Below are 16,510 nucleotides of genomic sequence, written 5' to 3' on the forward strand. Positions count from 1 at the left end.
TTATTGAGGAAATACTATGCGTGCTTTACCGGTCTGTTTGTTAGCACTCATGTTAAGCGGCTGTTCTATGCTAAGCAGATCTCCCGTCGAACCTGTACAAAGCACCGCAACCGCACCGGCCAAAACGGAGCCTGCCAAACCGAAAGCAGTACGTCCGGCGCCGGTAAGAATTTATACCGATGCCTCCGCACTGGTCGGGAAGCCATTCCGCGATCTTGGTGAAGTGACCGGCGAATCATGCCAGGCCAGCAATCAGGACTCGCCGCCCAATATCCCAACCGCCCGCAAGCGCCTGCAAATCAACGCAGCTAAAATGAAAGCCAACGCGGTCCTTCTGCACAGCTGTGAAGTCACCAGCGGCACACCAGGATGCTATCGCCAGGCCGTTTGCCTGGGTTCAGCGCTTAACGTCTCGGCGCAATGAGTGCTTTTCAGTTTGCGCAGATAGGCGTTATCCGCTCGCCATATAAAGAAAAATTTGCCGTCCCGCGCCAGCCAGGCCTGGTCAAACATGGCGGCGGCGAATTGCATCTGCTGCCACCTTATAACCAGGCTGATGCCGTCCGCGGCCTGGAAGCATTCAGTCATCTGTGGGTGCTGTTTGTTTTCCATCAGACGATGGAAGGCGGCTGGCGCCCCACCGTGCGCCCTCCCCGCCTCGGCGGCAACGCGCGCATGGGCGTGTTCGCCACGCGTTCAACGTTTCGCCCGAATCCCATCGGGATGTCGCTGGTTGAACTGAAAGGCGTTCGCTGTCATAAAGATCAGGTCATCCTTCAGCTTGGCAGTCTGGATCTGGTTGACGGTACGCCGGTCGTCGATATCAAGCCTTACCTGCCGTTTGCCGAAGCCCTGCCGGATGCCAGCGCCAGCTACGCCCAGCAGGCGCCGCAGGCGGAGATGACGGTCAGCTTTACCCCTGAAACGCAGGCGCAGCTCTTCGCCCTGGAAAAGCGCTATCCGCACCTTAAAGCGTTTATCTGCGAGGTGCTGGCGCAGGATCCGCGGCCGGCCTATCGTAAAGAGGAAGAAGCGGGAAAAACCTATGCCGTCTGGCTGCTCGATTTTAACGTACGCTGGCGCGTGATTCCGTCCGGTTTTGAAGTCTTTTCCCTTGAACCGCGCTAATTTTATTTTCCTCTCTTTTGGCATCTTTGCCACACTGGTAAACTAAACCACTTTTTTTGTTTCAGGCTGGTCCCCCAGCCTGTTCCGATCGTCCAAATGGAACCGTAACAACATGCGTACTAGCCAATACCTGCTCTCCACTCAAAAGGAGACACCTGCCGACGCCGAAGTCATCAGCCATCAGTTGATGCTGCGCGCCGGGATGATCCGCAAGCTGGCCTCCGGGTTGTATACCTGGCTGCCGACCGGCCTGCGCGTCCTGAAAAAAGTCGAAAACATCGTGCGTGAGGAGATGAACAACGCCGGTGCCATCGAGGTGTCTATGCCGGTAGTTCAGCCAGCGGACCTGTGGCAGGAGAGCGGTCGCTGGGAGCAGTATGGTCCGGAACTGCTGCGTTTTGTTGATCGTGGCGAACGTCCGTTTGTTCTCGGTCCGACGCATGAAGAGGTCATTACCGACCTGATCCGTAACGAGCTGAACTCTTATAAGCAGCTGCCGCTGAACTTCTTCCAGATTCAGACCAAGTTCCGTGACGAAGTTCGCCCGCGCTTTGGCGTAATGCGTTCTCGTGAGTTCCTGATGAAAGATGCCTACTCTTTCCATACCTCTCAGGAATCGCTGCAAGAGACCTACGATGCGATGTATGCCGCCTACAGCAAAATCTTCACCCGCATGGGTCTTGATTTCCGCGCGGTACAGGCTGACACCGGCTCAATCGGCGGTAGCGCGTCTCATGAGTTCCAGGTTCTGGCGCAGAGCGGCGAAGATGACGTGATCTTCTCTGACAGCTCTGACTTCGCGGCCAACATTGAGTTTGCTGAAGCCGTTGCGCCGAAAGCGCCGCGTGCGGCGGCAACTCAGGAGATGACCCTGGTCGATACGCCGAATGCGAAAACCATCGCTGAGCTGGTCGAGCAGTTCAACCTGCCGGTTGAGAAGACCGTCAAAACGCTGCTGGTTAAAGCCGTTGAGGGTAGCAGCTACCCGCTGGTTGCCCTGCTGGTGCGCGGCGACCACGAGCTGAACGAAGTGAAAGCAGAAAAACTGGCGCAGGTTGCCAGCCCGCTGACCTTCGCCACTGAAGCAGAAATTCGCGCTATCGTTAACGCAGGTCCGGGTTCTCTGGGACCGGTGAATATGCCGATTCCGGTGGTTATCGACCGTACCGTGGCGGCAATGAGCGATTTCGCTGCCGGCGCTAATATCGATGGTAAACACTACTTCGGCATTAACTGGGATCGCGATGTGGCGACCCCGGAAGTCGCCGATATCCGTAACGTTGTCGCTGGCGATCCGAGCCCGGATGGTCAGGGTACGCTGCTGATTAAACGTGGCATCGAAGTGGGTCACATCTTCCAGCTGGGAACCAAGTACTCCCAGGCGATGAACGCTTCGGTACAAGGTGAAGACGGCCGTAACCAGGTGCTGACGATGGGCTGCTACGGCATCGGGGTAACCCGCGTGGTGGCTGCAGCCATTGAGCAGAACCATGACGACCGCGGTATTATCTGGCCAGACGCGATTGCGCCTTTCCAGGTCGCCATCCTGCCGATGAACATGCACAAATCCTACCGCGTGCAGGAGCTGGCTGAGAAGCTGTATAGCGAGCTGCGCGCCCAGGGTATCGAAGTGCTGATGGACGACCGTAAAGAGCGTCCGGGCGTGATGTTTGCCGATATGGAGCTGATTGGTATTCCGCATACCATCGTGCTCGGCGATCGCAACCTCGACAATGACGATATCGAATATAAATATCGTCGCAACGGCGAGAAGCAGCTGATCAAAACCGGCGATATCGTGAATTACCTGGTTAACGCAATCAAAGGCTGAACCCACCGCTAAACGTAAAAAGGCCCCGCATCTGCGGGGCCTTTTTTATGTTGGCAACCAGGTTCGCCGCGGCCTTTGTTTGCCGCGTTCGCGAGAAAACGGCTTACTGGCTACAGTCTTTGCCCGGCACGAATTTAATATCTTTATCCGCCATCAGCGTTTTCACCATCTCCCCGCTATCGGGGTTGGCTTCCAGCGTAAAGTGCCCTTCTACCACCAGCAGCACCGGGCGCGTTTGCGTTCCGCGAGCGGCGGCATAATCGCGCTCAAGCTGGGCATTGTTAGCCACCGCGATCCGCTTACCGGTCGCGCAGTCGGTGAAGGTGGCCGCATCCGCCATATAGAAATACATCCCGCGCATGGTCATCGGCGTCGTCGGCAGACTGGCTTTAACCGATTTCAGGGTGTAGTTGAGCGTTGACTCAATGGGGTTACCTTCCCGATCGAGCATTTCCAGGGTTTCCCCCTTCGCGCGATAGTAGGACTTCTCACCTTTGCTGTCGGTCAGGACCAGCTTATCGGCGGTCCGCGCCCAGGTCCCGTACGAGGCGAACGATGACGGCTCACGGCTGACGCCCTGGTAACGTTCGTTCATTACCCAGCTGCCATCCTTTTCGAGGAACAGCGAGGTTTCAATCCCTTCACAATCGGCGCAGGGCAAAATACCACGCCAGCTTTGCTGCATCGGCTTCAGTTCTTCCATCGGCGCCGGCTGTAACATCTCGACATCCGAACGATGGTTGCAGCCAAATAGCGCAAAGAGCGAACACGCTACGGCAACAGAGAGTACGATTTTCTTCACTGTTAATTCCTTATAATCCATTCCACCCGTTCGCCATGCCGCCTACTGACGAACTTTCCCACGCAGTGCTTTGACAGAGGACTTTTGCGCCTTCGAGGCAAGACGACGCTCTTTTGACGCCCGGGTCGGCCGGGTCTCACGGCGACTTTTTTGCACTGCGGTTAATTCTTTTATTAACGCAACCAGACGGGAAATGGCCGCTTCACGATTCATTTCCTGGCTGCGATATTCCTGAGCCTTAATGATAACCACACCATCGGCAGAAATTAAGTGGTGACTGGCAGCCAGCAATCGTTCTTTATAATACTCAGGCAGGCTGGATGCTTTTATGTCAAAGCGCAGATGGATGGCGGTAGACGCTTTATTCACGTGCTGACCGCCCGCGCCCTGCGCGCGTATACCGGACAACGTTATCTCTTCATCCGGAATAACCACGCTGCGGCTAATCGTAATCATGCCGACGGCTGCCACGCCGTTAAATGAATTTCCAGATTATTCTTAGCGTCAGATAGCCAGATTCCGCCGTCCTGTAAAGTGGCCTGTAGCACCATTGAACGATCGGCAAAAGCGCTGAGCCGGGCGAGCTGCTCATCATCCAGATACCAGACCGTCAGTTTGCTAAACTGCGCCATTTTGCTCTTGTTCTGCTGCCACCAGATTTCCGCTGCCCGGCTATTGTAGGCAAACAACACCACCTCCTGCGCCCGTGAACACGCTTTTTTAATCCGCCGCTCATCCGGCAAACCAAGCTCAATCCACAGGTCAACGCCGAGATGATCGTTGAGCAGCCACAGTTCCGCCTCATCATCAGACGAGAGACCACGGGTAAACTGCAGACGTTCGTCGGCGTATTTTATCCACGCCAGCAGGCGTAGCATCATGCGCTCCTGGGTTTCCGACGGATGCTGAGCCAGCGTCAGGCTGGCATCCAGAAACTGGTTGCGATCGAGATCGGCAACGTTCACCGTAGCCTTATAAATTGTCGCTTTCAGCGCCATGAATACTCTCCTGAAATAAATGGCGTACATTGTAGCGAAACTGGCGACAAAAGGCTGCCGGCAATCGGCGGCTCTCTTTTCATCCTGCTGATATTGCTTAAATGACTATGGTATAGTCACCTTGCTAAACAGAGTGTATCTTCGTAGGCTTAAACTTGCATCCCACGGTTGAGTCAGAATACTGACAGGAGGGCATGTGGACCAATATTGTGAGTTAATACGCAAGCGGTATGCGGAAATAGCCAGCGGAGACCTAGGGTATATTCCAGATGCGCTGGGTTGCGTGTTGAAAGTATTGAATGAAATTGCGGCGGATGAGGCCCTTTCGGAGTCAGTCAGGGAAAAAGCCGCCTGTGCGGCAGCAAACTTACTGGTGAGCGATTATGTCAATGAATGATACTTATCAACCCATCAACTGTGATGATTATGACAACCTCGAACTTGCCTGCCAGCATCATCTGGTGCTTGTCCTGACGCTCAAAGATGGTGAGCAGCTGCAAGCGAAGGCGAGCGATCTTATCTCGCGCAAAAATATCGAGTATCTGGTGGTGGAACTGAGCGGAAACATTCGCGAGCTACGCCTGGATAAAATCGCCAGCTTCAGCCACCCGGAAATCGGTACCGTGGTGGTAAGCGAGTCCTGAATAAAAACGGGTGGCTCAGCCGCCCGTTTTCCTCCATATCATCTCTACCCCTTCGCCTTCCCGCGCTTCCCCTTCGCAGGTTACGAACAGCGAATCCGCCGCCGCAATCAGCGTCTCACCGTAGAACAGCAGCGGTGTGGTATCGCGGCGCCAGGGGGCAACGCCCAGCTCCTGCCAGATTTTCTTCAGCTTGCGGCCGCCGTGACGGCCGACAATATGCAGATTTCCGCTGGCGCGAAAGCGCACCGTCACCGGCTCTTCACCACGCGGGGCGCGTAACGGTCCGCCTGACCGCAGCGTCAGTTCGCCCAGACCTTCCGGCAGCCGTAGCGGTCGCCGGTAGTCCGGCCACGGTAGCACCACATCCGTCTGGCCAGGTTGATATCTGACCCACCACAGCCGCTGCTGATAACGACGCACGGAAAAATCGCCAAGTCGCAGGCAGGGAAAAGCATCCTCCCGCGCCAGCGCGACTTCGCGCCAGATACGCTCCGGCATCTCGCGCGAGGGCATCGGCGCAGAGTGCCCGGCCAGCCAGCGCCGCAGCAGCGCAGCGCGGCGCGGCGCGCTCATGGACGCCAGCGCGTCGATAGCTAACGAACCGTCATCCGCCACCAGTTTTGCCAAATCTTCCGCCAGCAGTTCATCCAGCAGCTGCTCCTGTTCGCCGCACAGGCTGGCGCTACGGGCAACCGCCTCGGAAAAATGGGGCCAGCGCGCGTTAAGCTGCGGAACAACGCGCAGACGGAGGAAGTTACGATCGTAGGTATCATCCTGATTGCTCTCGTCCTCAATCCAGCTAAGCTGATGAGCCAGCGCCCACTGGTGCAGCGTTTCACGACGGGTATTCAGCAGAGGGCGCAGCAGTCGCGTAGCGGCAAACCCCGAGGATGCCGCCATCGCCGCCAGCCCGGTTGGGCCGCTGCCGCGTTTGAGCGCCAACAGGAAGGTTTCACACTGATCGTCGAGGTGCTGAGCCGTCACCAGGGCTTCTCCCGGCTGCAGCGCCATCCGGAAAGCCTGGTAGCGAGCCTGCCGTGCGTGCGCCTCCACGCCCAGGCCATCATCCGCGAGGGTAACGCGCTCGACCATCAGCGGAACCTGCCAGTGCTGGCAAACCTGCTGGCAGTGCGTAACCCAGCTATCGGCATTCGCGCTCAGGCCATGGTGAATATGGATGGCCCGCAGCTGCAGCGTCGGGTCCCGTTCACGCCAGCAGACCAGCTGATGTAAAAGCACCGTCGAATCCAGACCACCGCTGAAGGCGACCAAAAACTGACGATAGGGGTGTAGGGTTTGCGCAATATCGGGCGTCATCATCTTGATAGTGTCGCTGGGGAGATAGCCCGGCACATTATCGGGCCGGGCGCGCTCTGGCAAGGGTTACTGCTGATAAATCTCCAGCGGCAGGCCGTCGGGATCGTTAAAAAAGGTGAAGCGTTTGCCGGTAAAAGGATCGATGCGAATCCCCTCACAGGCCACGCCATGCGCTTCCAGATGGGCCACCGCCGCGTCAATATCATCGACGCTAAAGGCCAGGTGGCGCAGCCCACAGGCTTCCGGACGGCTCGGACGGGCGGGAGGAAACGGGAAAGAGAACAGTTCGATGACATACTCGCCATTCAATGCCAGATCGCCCTTCCACGAATCGCGCTCTTCACGATAAAACTCGCTCTGCAACGTAAAGCCCAGAATATCGCAGTAAAAGGCTTTGCTCTGCGCATAATTGGTCGCGATGATAGCAATATGGTGAACCCGTTTTAAACCCAGCATGTCTACTCCTCCAGTTAATGCCATCCAGGTTACTCGCGCCGCTTAGCGCGGCGCAAGCAGTGAGTCATTTTTTAAGACTCGTACCCGGTAGACGCCGTCGTCATCGCGCTTCGCCCCGTGGATATCCGTTTCAAAGCCCGGATAATGGCGCCCAATCGAGCACAGCATCAGCAGGAAATCGAGCACCGCCCGGCTCTCTTCGGTAATCATCTCTCCGGGCATCAACAGCGGTACGCCCGGCGGGTACGGCAGAATCATATTAGCCGAAATGCGCCCGACCAGATTTTCCAGCTCAATGGTTTCGACTTCACCTTTGATTTGCCGCTGCCAGGCCTGATGCGGCGTCATTTTCATTTCCGGCAGCACGTCAAACGCGCTCAGCATCAGCTGCGACAACTGGTGCTGGCGGATCAGGCGATGGATCCCCTGCGCCAGATCCTGAATACGCATATTGCGATAAAAATCGGGATCTTCCGCGTAGAGATCCGGCAGCATGTTCTTCACTCGCAGGTTGAGATCGTAGGCGCGCTTAAACTCGGTTAAGCCACGTAACAACCCCATCGCCCGGGTTTTATCAATACCAATACTGAACAGGAACAGCAGGTTGTAGGGACCCGTTTTCTCCACTACCACGCCGCGCTCATCGAGGAATTTCGCCACCAGCGCCGCCGGGATCCCCTCATCGTCCATATTGCCCTGTTCATCCATTCCCGGCGTCAGGATCGTCACCTTCACCGGGTCGAGGAACATATGGTTATCGTCAGCATCTTTAAAACCGTGCCAGTTCTCACCGCCTGCCACCGGCCAGCACTGCACCTGCTCGATATTCTCCGGCTGCCAGATATCAAAGAACCAGCCGTCAGTCTCTTCGCGCAGACGCTGGACCTCTTTGCGGAAATCCAGCGCTCGCTCAATGGAGCGTTGGATCAAACGCTTGCCAGAATTGCCGCGCAGCATGGCCGCCGCGGTTTCTATCGAAGCAACGATCGGATAGCTCGGCGACGTCGAGGTGTGCATCATAAACGCTTCATTAAAGGTCTCTTCGTCGTAGCTGCCTTTAATGTGGATAAGCGAGGCCTGCGACAGCGCGGCCAGCATTTTGTGCGTTGATTGTGTTTCGAAGACGACCTTACCCGGAATGCGATCGCCGCTCATCCCGCTTTTCCCCTGGTAGATCGGATGGAAATGAGTGTAAGGCACCCAGGCCGAGTCAAAATGGATCGAGGGCACATCGAGCGTCTCTTTGATCCAGGTGGTGTTATACAGCAGCCCGTCATAGGTGGAGTTGGTAATCACCGCATGTACCGGCCACCCGGCGCCACCCGTGGTATTCACCTTCTGCTGAATGCTGTCGCGGGTAAATTCACGCTTCGGGATGCCGCCGAGGATCCCCAGCGCATTACGCGTCGGTTTCAGCCACAGCGGCACGACATCGCTCATCATCAGCAGGTGCGCCAGTGACTTATGGCAGTTACGGTCAATCAGCAGCGTGCTGCCCGCCGGTGCCGAATACATGCCGACAATTTTGTTCGACGTCGAGGTGCCGTTCGTCACCATGTAGCTCTGCTCGGCACCAAAGGCGCGGGCGATATACTCCTCGGCTTCGAGATGCGGGCCGGTGTGGTCGAGGAGCGACCCCAGCTCGGTGACCGAAATCGACACGTCGGCTTTCAGCGTATTGCCACCGAAAAAGTCATAAAACAGGCAGCCAACCGGGCTTTTCTGGTACGCGCTTCCCCCCATATGCCCCGGCGTACAGAAGGTATATTTTCCCTCCTGCACATAGTTGAACAGGGCTTTGGTAAACGGCGGGGTAATGTTATCCAGGTATTCGCGCGTGTACTGGGCGATTCGGGTGGCGATCTCTTCTGCCAGGCCAAGCGCGTATTCAAAGAACCACAGCGTCATACGCAGATCCTGGCTGCTGACATCCATCGTCGAATGCGCGTTGATGAAGGCGTATAGCGGGAGATATTCATTCAGCTGATTGATATCGCTGCACAGATCGGCGTTGTACTCATCCCAGTCAAAGATGACCCCGCAGATCCGCGGATTATGTTCGATAAACTGCAGCAGGTCGGCGCTGTTTTGCGGCCAGATAGTCTGAAAGCCTTGCCGTTGCAGGGCTGCTTCCAGCTCTTTGATCGGTTCGTCTTTGTGGTAGACGCCGTGGGGCCCCATGATGGCGATGATATTCACGCTTTCCTCCTGGAATTGACCTGAGTCAGGCATCATATCAATCGCGCTGGCGTATCGCACATAAAAAAGGGGCCGGAAAGTCCGGCCCCAGGCAATATTGACGCGAGAAATAATCAGGCGTAGCCGTAGCTCATCAGACGCTGGTAGCGACGATTTAACAGCTCCTCTTCACTCAGCGTGTCGAGGTCAGCCAGATCCGCCAGCAGCTGCGCCTTCAGGCTTGCCGCAATGGCTTCCGGGTTGCGATGAGCGCCGCCCAGAGGTTCCGGGATAATTGAGTCAATCAGCTTCAGCTCTTTCAGACGCGGAGCGATGATCCCCATTGCTTCGGCCGCCAGCGGGGCTTTATCCGCGCTTTTCCACAGAATGGAGGCGCAGCCTTCCGGCGAAATGACCGAGTAGGTGCTGTACTGCAGCATGTTGACCTTGTCGCCAACGCCGATCGCCAGCGCGCCGCCGGAACCACCTTCCCCGATAACGGTACAGATGACCGGAACGCTCAGACGCGACATTTCGCGCAGGTTACGGGCAATCGCCTCAGACTGGCCGCGCTCTTCCGCGCCTACGCCCGGGTACGCACCCGGAGTGTCGATAAAGGTGATGATCGGCATTTTGAAACGCTCAGCCATCTCCATCAGGCGCAGCGCTTTACGATAGCCTTCCGGCGCCGGCATCCCGAAGTTGCGGCGAATCTTCTCTTTCGTTTCGCGCCCTTTCTGGTGGCCGATAATCATCACCGGACGCCCGTCCAGACGCGCAATACCGCCAACAATGGCTTTATCGTCAGCGTAAGCGCGGTCGCCAGCCAGTTCGTCAAATTCGTCGAATGCCAGGCGAACATAATCCAGGGTGTACGGGCGACGTGGGTGGCGTGCCAGTTGAGCAACCTGCCATGCCCCCAGATCGGCGAAGATTTTACGCGTCAGTTCAACGCTTTTTTCGCGCAGACGATGCACTTCTTCGTCGATGTTAATATCGAGTTTCTCATCCTGACGGCTTACCGCAGTCAGGGAATCGATTTTCGCTTCCAGCTCTGCAATCGGCTGTTCAAAATCAAGGAAATTCAGACTCATAGTATTCCTGTATTAGTCAAACTCCAGTTCCACCTGCTCCGAGCCGATAAGGCCACGCAGATCGTTGAGTAAACGATCGCTCGGAGAGACGCGCCATGTTGCGCCAAAACGCAGCCGCGCGCGCGCATCCGCCCTCTGATAATAGAGGTGTACTGGAATGGTTCCCGAACGGTGGGGTTCCAGAGACTGACGGAGTCGGTTTAAAAGCTGGTCATCAATTTGCCTGTCCGTCAGCGAGATAGCAAGCCCGCGAGCATATTTTTCCCGGGCTTCGTCAATGTCCATGACTTCACGGGCGGTCATTTTAAGCCCCCCGCTGAAGTCATCAAAGCTGACCTGTCCGCTGACGATAAGTATGCGGTCTTTTTCCAGCAATTGCTGATATTTATCCAGCGCGTCGGTAAATAACATCACCTCCAGACGCCCGGAACGGTCATCCAACGTACAGATACCGATACGATTGCCGCGCTTGGTGACCATTACCCGCGCAGCAATAACGAGCCCCGCCGCCGTGGTGACTTTACCACGATCGGTCGGATGCATGTCTTTGAGTCTCACGCCGCCAACATAGCGCTCAATCTCTTTCAAATACTGGTTGATAGGATGGCCCGTCAGGTACAGCCCCAGGGTCTCCCTTTCACCATCCAGCACCACCTGCTCCGGCCACGGCTGGCAGTTGGCATAGGATTGCTCGATTTGCTCCGGCTCTTCCGCCAGCACCCCGAACATATCCGCCTGGCCAATCGCTTCGGCTTTCGCATGCTGATCGGCGGCCTTCAGCGCATCGCCCAGCGAATTCATTAATGCCGCGCGATGCGGCCCGAGACGGTCAAACGCCCCGGACATAATCAGTTTTTCCAGCACCCGGCGGTTCAGCTTTTTGGTATCGGTGCGGGCGCAAAGATCGAACAACTCGCGGAAATAACCACCGTTGTTACGCGCTTCAATAATGGCTTCGATCGGGCCTTCGCCGACCCCTTTAATCGCGCCGATACCATAGACGATTTCACCGTCGTCATTCACGTGGAAATGGTACAGACCGGAGTTAATATCCGGCGGCAGGATTTTCAGGCCCATCCGCCAGCACTCGTCGACCAGCCCCACCACTTTTTCGGTGTTATCCATATCCGCGGTCATCACCGCCGCCATAAACTCGGCCGGATAGTGCGCTTTCAGCCACAGCGTCTGGTAGGAGACCAGTGCATAGGCTGCCGAGTGCGATTTGTTAAATCCGTAGCCGGCGAATTTCTCCACCAGGTCAAAGATTTTGATCGCCAGCTCGCCGTCAATGCCGTTTTTCCTGGCCCCTTCTTCAAAGGTACCGCGCTGCTTGGCCATCTCTTCCGGCTTTTTCTTACCCATCGCACGACGCAGCATATCCGCGCCGCCGAGGGTATAGCCTGAGAGCTCCTGGGCAATCTGCATGACCTGTTCCTGATACAGGATAATGCCATACGTCGGCTCAAGCACCGGTTTCAGACACTCATGCTGCCACTGCACGTCCGGGTAAGAGATCTCTTCGCGGCCGTGTTTACGGTCGATAAAGTTATCTACCATCCCCGATTGCAGCGGCCCCGGACGGAACAGGGCCACCAGCGCGATCATATCTTCGAAGCAGTCGGGCTGCAGGCGTTTAATCAGATCTTTCATGCCGCGCGATTCAAGCTGGAAAACCGCGGTGGTTTCCGAGCGTTGCAGCATATCGAAGCTTTTCTTATCGTCCAGCGGGATCGCCGCGATATCCAGCGGCGGCTCGCCGTGTTTCGCCCGCCGCTTGTTGATCATCTCCAGCGCCCAGTTGATGATGGTCAGCGTACGCAGGCCAAGGAAGTCGAACTTCACCAGCCCGGCGTATTCGACGTCGTTCTTATCAAACTGGGTGACCGGATGGAGACCGGCTTCATCGCAATATAGCGGGGCGAAGTCGGTAATTTTGGTCGGGGCGATAACCACGCCCCCCGCATGCTTACCGGCGTTACGCGTGACGCCTTCCAGCTTACGCGCCATGTCGATCAGCGCTCTGACCTCTTCGTCAGCTTCGTAGATCTCCGGCAGCTGCGGCTCGGCCTCAAACGCTTTCGCCAGCGTCATACCCGGGTCGGGCGGCACCAGTTTTGAGATCCGATCCACGAACCCGTACGGGTGGCCGAGCACGCGGCCCACGTCACGAATAACCGCTTTCGCTGCCATCGTACCAAAGGTGATGATCTGCGATACCGCGTCGCGACCGTACATCTCCGCCACGTGCTCGATAACCTGATCGCGCTTCTCCATGCAGAAGTCGACGTCAAAGTCGGGCATCGATACACGTTCAGGGTTCAGGAAACGTTCAAACAGCAGATCGAATTCCAGCGGATCCAGATCGGTGATTTTTAAGGCGTAGGCGACTAACGACCCGGCGCCGGAACCACGTCCCGGCCCTACCGGTACGCCGTTATCCTTGGACCACTGGATAAACTCCATGACGATCAGGAAGTAGCCGGGGAAGCCCATCTGGTTAATTACCTGAAGTTCGATATCCAGTCGTTCATCGTATTCAGGTCGGCGTTTAAGCCGCTCTTCAGGATCAGGGAACAGGAAAGCCAGACGCTCTTCCAGGCCCTCTTTTGATTTTTTAACCAGATAATCTTCCGTCGTCATATCCCCGGTCGGGAACTGCGGCAGGAAGTATTCGCCAAGACGCACGGTAACGTTGCAGCGCTTGGCGATTTCGACGGTATTTTCCAGCGCCTCCGGAATATCGGAGAACAGCTCGCACATTTCATCTTCGCTGCGCATATATTGCTGCGGCGAGTATTTGCGCGGGCGCTTCGGATCGTCCAGGGTAAAGCCGTCATGGATCGCGACGCGGATCTCATGCGCATCGAAATCACCGGTTTCCAGGAAACGCACATCGTTGGTCGCCACGACCGGTAAACCGCGTTCTTCAGCCAGCTGCACGGCGGCGTGTAAATAGGCCTCTTCATCGGCGCGGCCGGTGCGGATCAGCTCCAGATAGTAGCGATCCGGGAAATGCTGCTGGTAGAAAGAGAGACATTGATCGACCAGCGCCATATTGCCACGCGTCAGGCTGACGCCAACATCGCCTTTACGCGCGCCGGAAAGCAGGATCAGCCCTTCCTGATGTTCGGCCAGCCAGTCCCGGTCAATCCACGGCCCCAGCGCGCCATAGCCGCGTTGATAAGCACGTGAAATCAGCAGCGTCAGGTTTTGATAACCCACATTGTTGGCCGCCAGCACCGTGAGTTCGGTGAACTCATCGCCCATCAGTTCGCTCTGGACGTGAAAATCCGCGCCGACGATAGGCTTCAGGCCCGCGCCATGTCCCGCTCCGTAGAACTTCACCAGTCCGCACAGGTTAGTAAAATCGGTGATCGCCAGCGCAGGCATGCCAAGCGAGGCCGCCTTTTTCACCAGCGGCCCGGTTTTTGCCAGCCCATCGATCATGGAATAGTCGCTATGCACCCGCAGGTGGACGAAACGTGGTTCAGACATCTTCAGATTCCGGTTTACTTATTTCTCGACACAAGAATCAGGACGCAAGGCCCAGCGCGCGTTTTACCGGGCCAAAACTACGCCGATGATGCTCGGTTGCGCCATGTTCGATCAGTTTTTCCAGATGGAAAGCGGTAGGATAGCCTTTATGCTGCGCAAAGCCGTATTGAGGAAATTCAAGGTCCAGCTCAGCCATTTCCGCATCGCGCGCGACTTTAGCCAGAATAGACGCTGCGCTGATTTCTGCCACCCGGCTGTCGCCTTTGACCACCGCCTGTGAAGGCACAGGCAGCGGCGGGCAGCGGTTGCCATCGATCAGCACAAACTCCGGCACAACCGGCAGAGCAGCAACGGCGCGCTGCATCGCCAGCATGGTCGCATGCAGAATATTCAGCTCGTCTATTTCGTGCGGTTCCGCACGGCCGAAACTCCAGGCCAACGCTTTCTCTTTGATTTCATCGAACAGCGCCAGACGACGCTTTTCGCTTAATTTTTTGGAGTCATTCAGACCCACAATTGGCCGTGCCGGGTCAAGGATCACCGCGGCGGTCACGACCGCTCCGACCAGAGGTCCCCGACCGACTTCGTCTACGCCGGCGACCAGGTGAGTATGCGGATACACAAACTCAATCATTTTGCTAACTCCAGTACTGCGTCCGCCGCCTGCTCATCCGCATTACAACGAATTTGTTGATGCAGCGCGCGGAAAGTGTCATGCATGTCATGGCTGGTTTTACCATCGGCCAGCAGCGGCCGCAGCGCATCCGCCAGCAACGCAGGCTGGCACTCATCCTGCAGCAGCTCTTTGACCAGCTCGCGGCCGGCCAGCAGGTTCGGCAACGAAACGTAGTCGGTTTTCACCAGTCGTTTCGCCAGCCAGAAAGTGAACGGCTTCATGCGATAGCCAACCACCATTGGACACTTGGCCAGCATGCACTCCAGCGCCGCGGTTCCGGAAGCCAGCAGGGCCGCATCGCTGGCGATCATGGCATCGCGCGCCTGACCATCCAGCAGATGTACCGTAAGATCCGGCGCCGTTTCCGCTTTAATACGTTCGAACTGCTCCCGCCTTCTGGCATTCACCAGCGGCACCAGGACCTGCAGGTCGGGATAATCTTTGCGCAGAATCTGCGCGGTTTTCAGAAAGTCTGCGCTGAGCATTTCGACCTCAGCGCCGCGACTGCCCGGCAGCAGCGCCAGGCAGTGCACATCCCGGGCAATGCCCAGGCGATCCCGCGCGGCGCCTTTATCCGGATCCAACGGCATGGCATCCGCCATGGTATGGCCGATAAAGCGGCAGGGAACGTTAAATTTGTCGTAAAACGCTTTTTCGAAAGGCAGAAATGCCAGTACCAGATCGGTGGATCTGCCAATTTTGAAAACGCGTTTTTGCCGCCATGCCCAAACTGACGGGCTGACGTAATGGATCGTTTTGATACCCTGCTTCTTCAGATTACCTTCGAGGGTGATATTGAAGTCAGGCGCATCAATCCCGACGAATACGTCTGGTTTAAGCTCGGTAAATCGCCGGGTGAGATCGGCGCGGATATGCAGCAGGCGACGCAGGCGACCGAGCACTTCGACAATGCCCATCACCGCCAGCTCTTCCATCTCATACCAGGCCTCACAGCCTTCGGCCTGCATCAATGGCCCCGCCACGCCGACAAAGCGGGCATCGGGAATACGTGCTTTAAGGGCGCGGATGAGACCTGCACCAAGAATATCGCCGGAGGTTTCTCCGGCGACCAGGGCAATCGTCAGGGGACGCTGTGCAGACATTAACGAATCAGACCGCGCGTGGAGCGGGCGAAGAAATCGACAAATGGCTGAACTTCAGGATACTGAGTCGCCAGCTCGGCGATTTCCGGCTTCGCTTCATCCAGCGTTTTCCCGCTGCGGTACAGCAGTTTGTACGCATTGCGAATCGCGGTGATGGCTTCGCGGCTAAAGCCACGGCGCTTCAGCCCTTCAATATTGACGCCATACGGCGTTGCGTGGTTGCCCTGGGCAATCACGAACGGCGGGACATCCTGCGCGACGCCGGAGCAGCCGCCGACCATGACGTGTGCGCCGATAATGCAGAACTGATGGACTGCCGTCATGCCGCCGATGATAACGAAATCATCCAGCGAGACATGGCCGGCGAGCGTGGCATTGTTGGCCAGAATACAGCGGTTTCCGACCGTACAATCGTGCGCGACGTGAGCGTTGATCATCAGCAGGTTATCGCTGCCCACCTTCGTTAATCCACCACCCTGTACTGTGCCACGATGGATGGTGACGCTTTCGCGGATGCGGTTGCGGTCGCCAATTTCCACACGCGTCGGTTCACCAGCGTATTTCAGGTCCTGGTTAACTTCACCGATGGAAGCGAACTGATAGATCTCGTTATCACGACCAATTCTGGTATGGCCGTTAACAACAACATGAGACTTCAGTACGGTACCTTCGCCAATTTCGACGTTAGCACCAACAATACAAAACGGGCCAATGTGAGCGTTAGCACCGATAACGGCGCCTTCTTCCACGATGGCAGTCGGATGAACAAAGGCGGTTTTATCAATCAC

The 16,510-nt window shown here is 56.7% G+C and carries 16 protein-coding genes; 5 read left to right on the forward strand and 11 right to left on the reverse strand.

The genetic code is table 11. The annotated features are described in order from the left end of the window. Window positions 1-16 precede the first annotated feature (16 nt). From rcsF to proS, 3 genes are all read left to right on the forward strand, one after another. Window positions 17-424 carry an Rcs stress response system protein RcsF gene (rcsF, locus tag OQV00_RS21570; RefSeq protein ID WP_004858168.1) on the forward strand — a complete coding sequence of 136 codons (408 nt, stop codon included), beginning with the start codon at window positions 17-19 and terminating at the stop codon, window positions 422-424. After that, on the forward strand, window positions 421-1,128 hold the full coding sequence (gene tsaA, locus OQV00_RS21575) for a tRNA (N6-threonylcarbamoyladenosine(37)-N6)-methyltransferase TrmO (protein ID WP_004858166.1): 708 nt from the start codon (window positions 421-423) through the stop codon (window positions 1,126-1,128). Before rcsF ends, tsaA begins: the two co-directional genes overlap by 4 nt. A 112-nt stretch (window positions 1,129-1,240) precedes the next feature. Beyond that, a complete protein-coding gene (proS, locus tag OQV00_RS21580) occupies window positions 1,241-2,959 on the forward strand; it encodes a proline--tRNA ligase (protein ID WP_004858164.1) in 1,719 nt (572 codons plus the stop codon). Between the two features lie 103 nt (window positions 2,960-3,062). On the opposite strand, the gene nlpE is transcribed toward proS, so the two are convergent. The 3 genes from nlpE to OQV00_RS21595 are packed head-to-tail and all read right to left on the reverse strand — an operon-like array spanning window position 3,063 to window position 4,759. Further along, the gene (gene nlpE / locus OQV00_RS21585; RefSeq protein ID WP_004858161.1) at window positions 3,063-3,761 is read right to left on the reverse strand and encodes an envelope stress response activation lipoprotein NlpE; all 699 of its coding nucleotides are present in this window, start codon (window positions 3,759-3,761) and stop codon (window positions 3,063-3,065) included. Between the two features lie 42 nt (window positions 3,762-3,803). Beyond that, entirely contained in the window at window positions 3,804-4,217 is a 414-nt protein-coding gene (gene arfB / locus OQV00_RS21590; RefSeq protein WP_004858159.1) for an alternative ribosome rescue aminoacyl-tRNA hydrolase ArfB, read from the reverse strand. Continuing rightward, window positions 4,214-4,759 (reverse strand): YaeQ family protein, encoded by a 546-nt coding sequence (locus tag OQV00_RS21595; protein WP_004858157.1) that lies wholly within the window; start codon window positions 4,757-4,759, stop codon window positions 4,214-4,216. Before OQV00_RS21595 ends, arfB begins: the two co-directional genes overlap by 4 nt. Before the next feature lie 196 nt (window positions 4,760-4,955). Here OQV00_RS21595 and OQV00_RS21600 point away from each other — a divergent pair, with 196 nt between their 5' ends. After that, on the forward strand, window positions 4,956-5,156 hold the full coding sequence (locus OQV00_RS21600) for a YaeP family protein (protein WP_004858155.1): 201 nt from the start codon (window positions 4,956-4,958) through the stop codon (window positions 5,154-5,156). Continuing rightward, window positions 5,143-5,403 carry a Rho-binding antiterminator gene (gene rof, locus OQV00_RS21605; protein WP_004858152.1) on the forward strand — a complete coding sequence of 87 codons (261 nt, stop codon included), beginning with the start codon at window positions 5,143-5,145 and terminating at the stop codon, window positions 5,401-5,403. The genes OQV00_RS21600 and rof overlap by 14 nt, the downstream gene beginning before the upstream one ends. A 15-nt stretch (window positions 5,404-5,418) precedes the next feature. Here rof and tilS read toward each other — a convergent pair whose 3' ends face one another. The 8 genes from tilS to lpxA all read right to left on the reverse strand — a co-directional run bounded on the left by tilS (window position 5,419) and on the right by lpxA (window position 16,510). Further along, window positions 5,419-6,720 (reverse strand): tRNA lysidine(34) synthetase TilS, encoded by a 1,302-nt coding sequence (gene tilS / locus OQV00_RS21610; RefSeq protein WP_211843932.1) that lies wholly within the window; start codon window positions 6,718-6,720, stop codon window positions 5,419-5,421. Between the two features lie 66 nt (window positions 6,721-6,786). Beyond that, entirely contained in the window at window positions 6,787-7,176 is a 390-nt protein-coding gene (locus OQV00_RS21615) for a VOC family protein (protein WP_004858147.1), read from the reverse strand. A gap of 42 nt (window positions 7,177-7,218) precedes the next feature. Beyond that, window positions 7,219-9,375 carry a lysine decarboxylase LdcC gene (locus tag OQV00_RS21620; RefSeq protein WP_015585100.1) on the reverse strand — a complete coding sequence of 719 codons (2,157 nt, stop codon included), beginning with the start codon at window positions 9,373-9,375 and terminating at the stop codon, window positions 7,219-7,221. A gap of 113 nt (window positions 9,376-9,488) precedes the next feature. Further along, the gene (accA, locus tag OQV00_RS21625; protein ID WP_015585101.1) at window positions 9,489-10,448 is read right to left on the reverse strand and encodes an acetyl-CoA carboxylase carboxyl transferase subunit alpha; all 960 of its coding nucleotides are present in this window, start codon (window positions 10,446-10,448) and stop codon (window positions 9,489-9,491) included. Between the two features lie 12 nt (window positions 10,449-10,460). Further along, entirely contained in the window at window positions 10,461-13,943 is a 3,483-nt protein-coding gene (gene dnaE, locus OQV00_RS21630; protein ID WP_004858140.1) for a DNA polymerase III subunit alpha, read from the reverse strand. 37 nt (window positions 13,944-13,980) lie between these two features. Further along, entirely contained in the window at window positions 13,981-14,577 is a 597-nt protein-coding gene (gene rnhB / locus OQV00_RS21635; protein WP_004858138.1) for a ribonuclease HII, read from the reverse strand. Continuing rightward, the gene (gene lpxB, locus OQV00_RS21640) at window positions 14,574-15,722 is read right to left on the reverse strand and encodes a lipid-A-disaccharide synthase (protein WP_032716599.1); all 1,149 of its coding nucleotides are present in this window, start codon (window positions 15,720-15,722) and stop codon (window positions 14,574-14,576) included. The genes rnhB and lpxB overlap by 4 nt, the downstream gene beginning before the upstream one ends. After that, complete coding sequence (gene lpxA / locus OQV00_RS21645; protein ID WP_004858134.1) at window positions 15,722-16,510, reverse strand: acyl-ACP--UDP-N-acetylglucosamine O-acyltransferase; 789 nt, start codon at window positions 16,508-16,510, stop codon at window positions 15,722-15,724. The genes lpxB and lpxA overlap by 1 nt, the downstream gene beginning before the upstream one ends.

This window comes from Klebsiella sp. DY2415 (genome assembly GCF_026314315.1).
GTDB lineage: Bacteria > Pseudomonadota > Gammaproteobacteria > Enterobacterales > Enterobacteriaceae > Klebsiella > Klebsiella ornithinolytica.

Bases quoted from the DNA above. Each gene is read 5' to 3' on its own strand.
- rnhB (WP_004858138.1), bottom strand. From the start codon at position 14,577: ATGATTGAGTTTGTGTATCCGCATACTCACCTGGTCGCCGGCGTAGAC.
- proS (WP_004858164.1), top strand. From the start codon at position 1,241: ATGCGTACTAGCCAATACCTGCTCTCCACTCAAAAGGAGACACCTGCC.
- lpxB (WP_032716599.1), bottom strand. From the start codon at position 15,722: ATGTCTGCACAGCGTCCCCTGACGATTGCCCTGGTCGCCGGAGAAACC.
- OQV00_RS21595 (WP_004858157.1), bottom strand. From the start codon at position 4,759: ATGGCGCTGAAAGCGACAATTTATAAGGCTACGGTGAACGTTGCCGAT.
- rcsF (WP_004858168.1), top strand. From the start codon at position 17: ATGCGTGCTTTACCGGTCTGTTTGTTAGCACTCATGTTAAGCGGCTGT.
- arfB (WP_004858159.1), bottom strand. From the start codon at position 4,217: ATGATTACGATTAGCCGCAGCGTGGTTATTCCGGATGAAGAGATAACG.
- dnaE (WP_004858140.1), bottom strand. From the start codon at position 13,943: ATGTCTGAACCACGTTTCGTCCACCTGCGGGTGCATAGCGACTATTCC.
- accA (WP_015585101.1), bottom strand. From the start codon at position 10,448: ATGAGTCTGAATTTCCTTGATTTTGAACAGCCGATTGCAGAGCTGGAA.
- OQV00_RS21615 (WP_004858147.1), bottom strand. From the start codon at position 7,176: ATGCTGGGTTTAAAACGGGTTCACCATATTGCTATCATCGCGACCAAT.
- tsaA (WP_004858166.1), top strand. From the start codon at position 421: ATGAGTGCTTTTCAGTTTGCGCAGATAGGCGTTATCCGCTCGCCATAT.
- tilS (WP_211843932.1), bottom strand. From the start codon at position 6,720: ATGACGCCCGATATTGCGCAAACCCTACACCCCTATCGTCAGTTTTTG.
- rof (WP_004858152.1), top strand. From the start codon at position 5,143: ATGTCAATGAATGATACTTATCAACCCATCAACTGTGATGATTATGAC.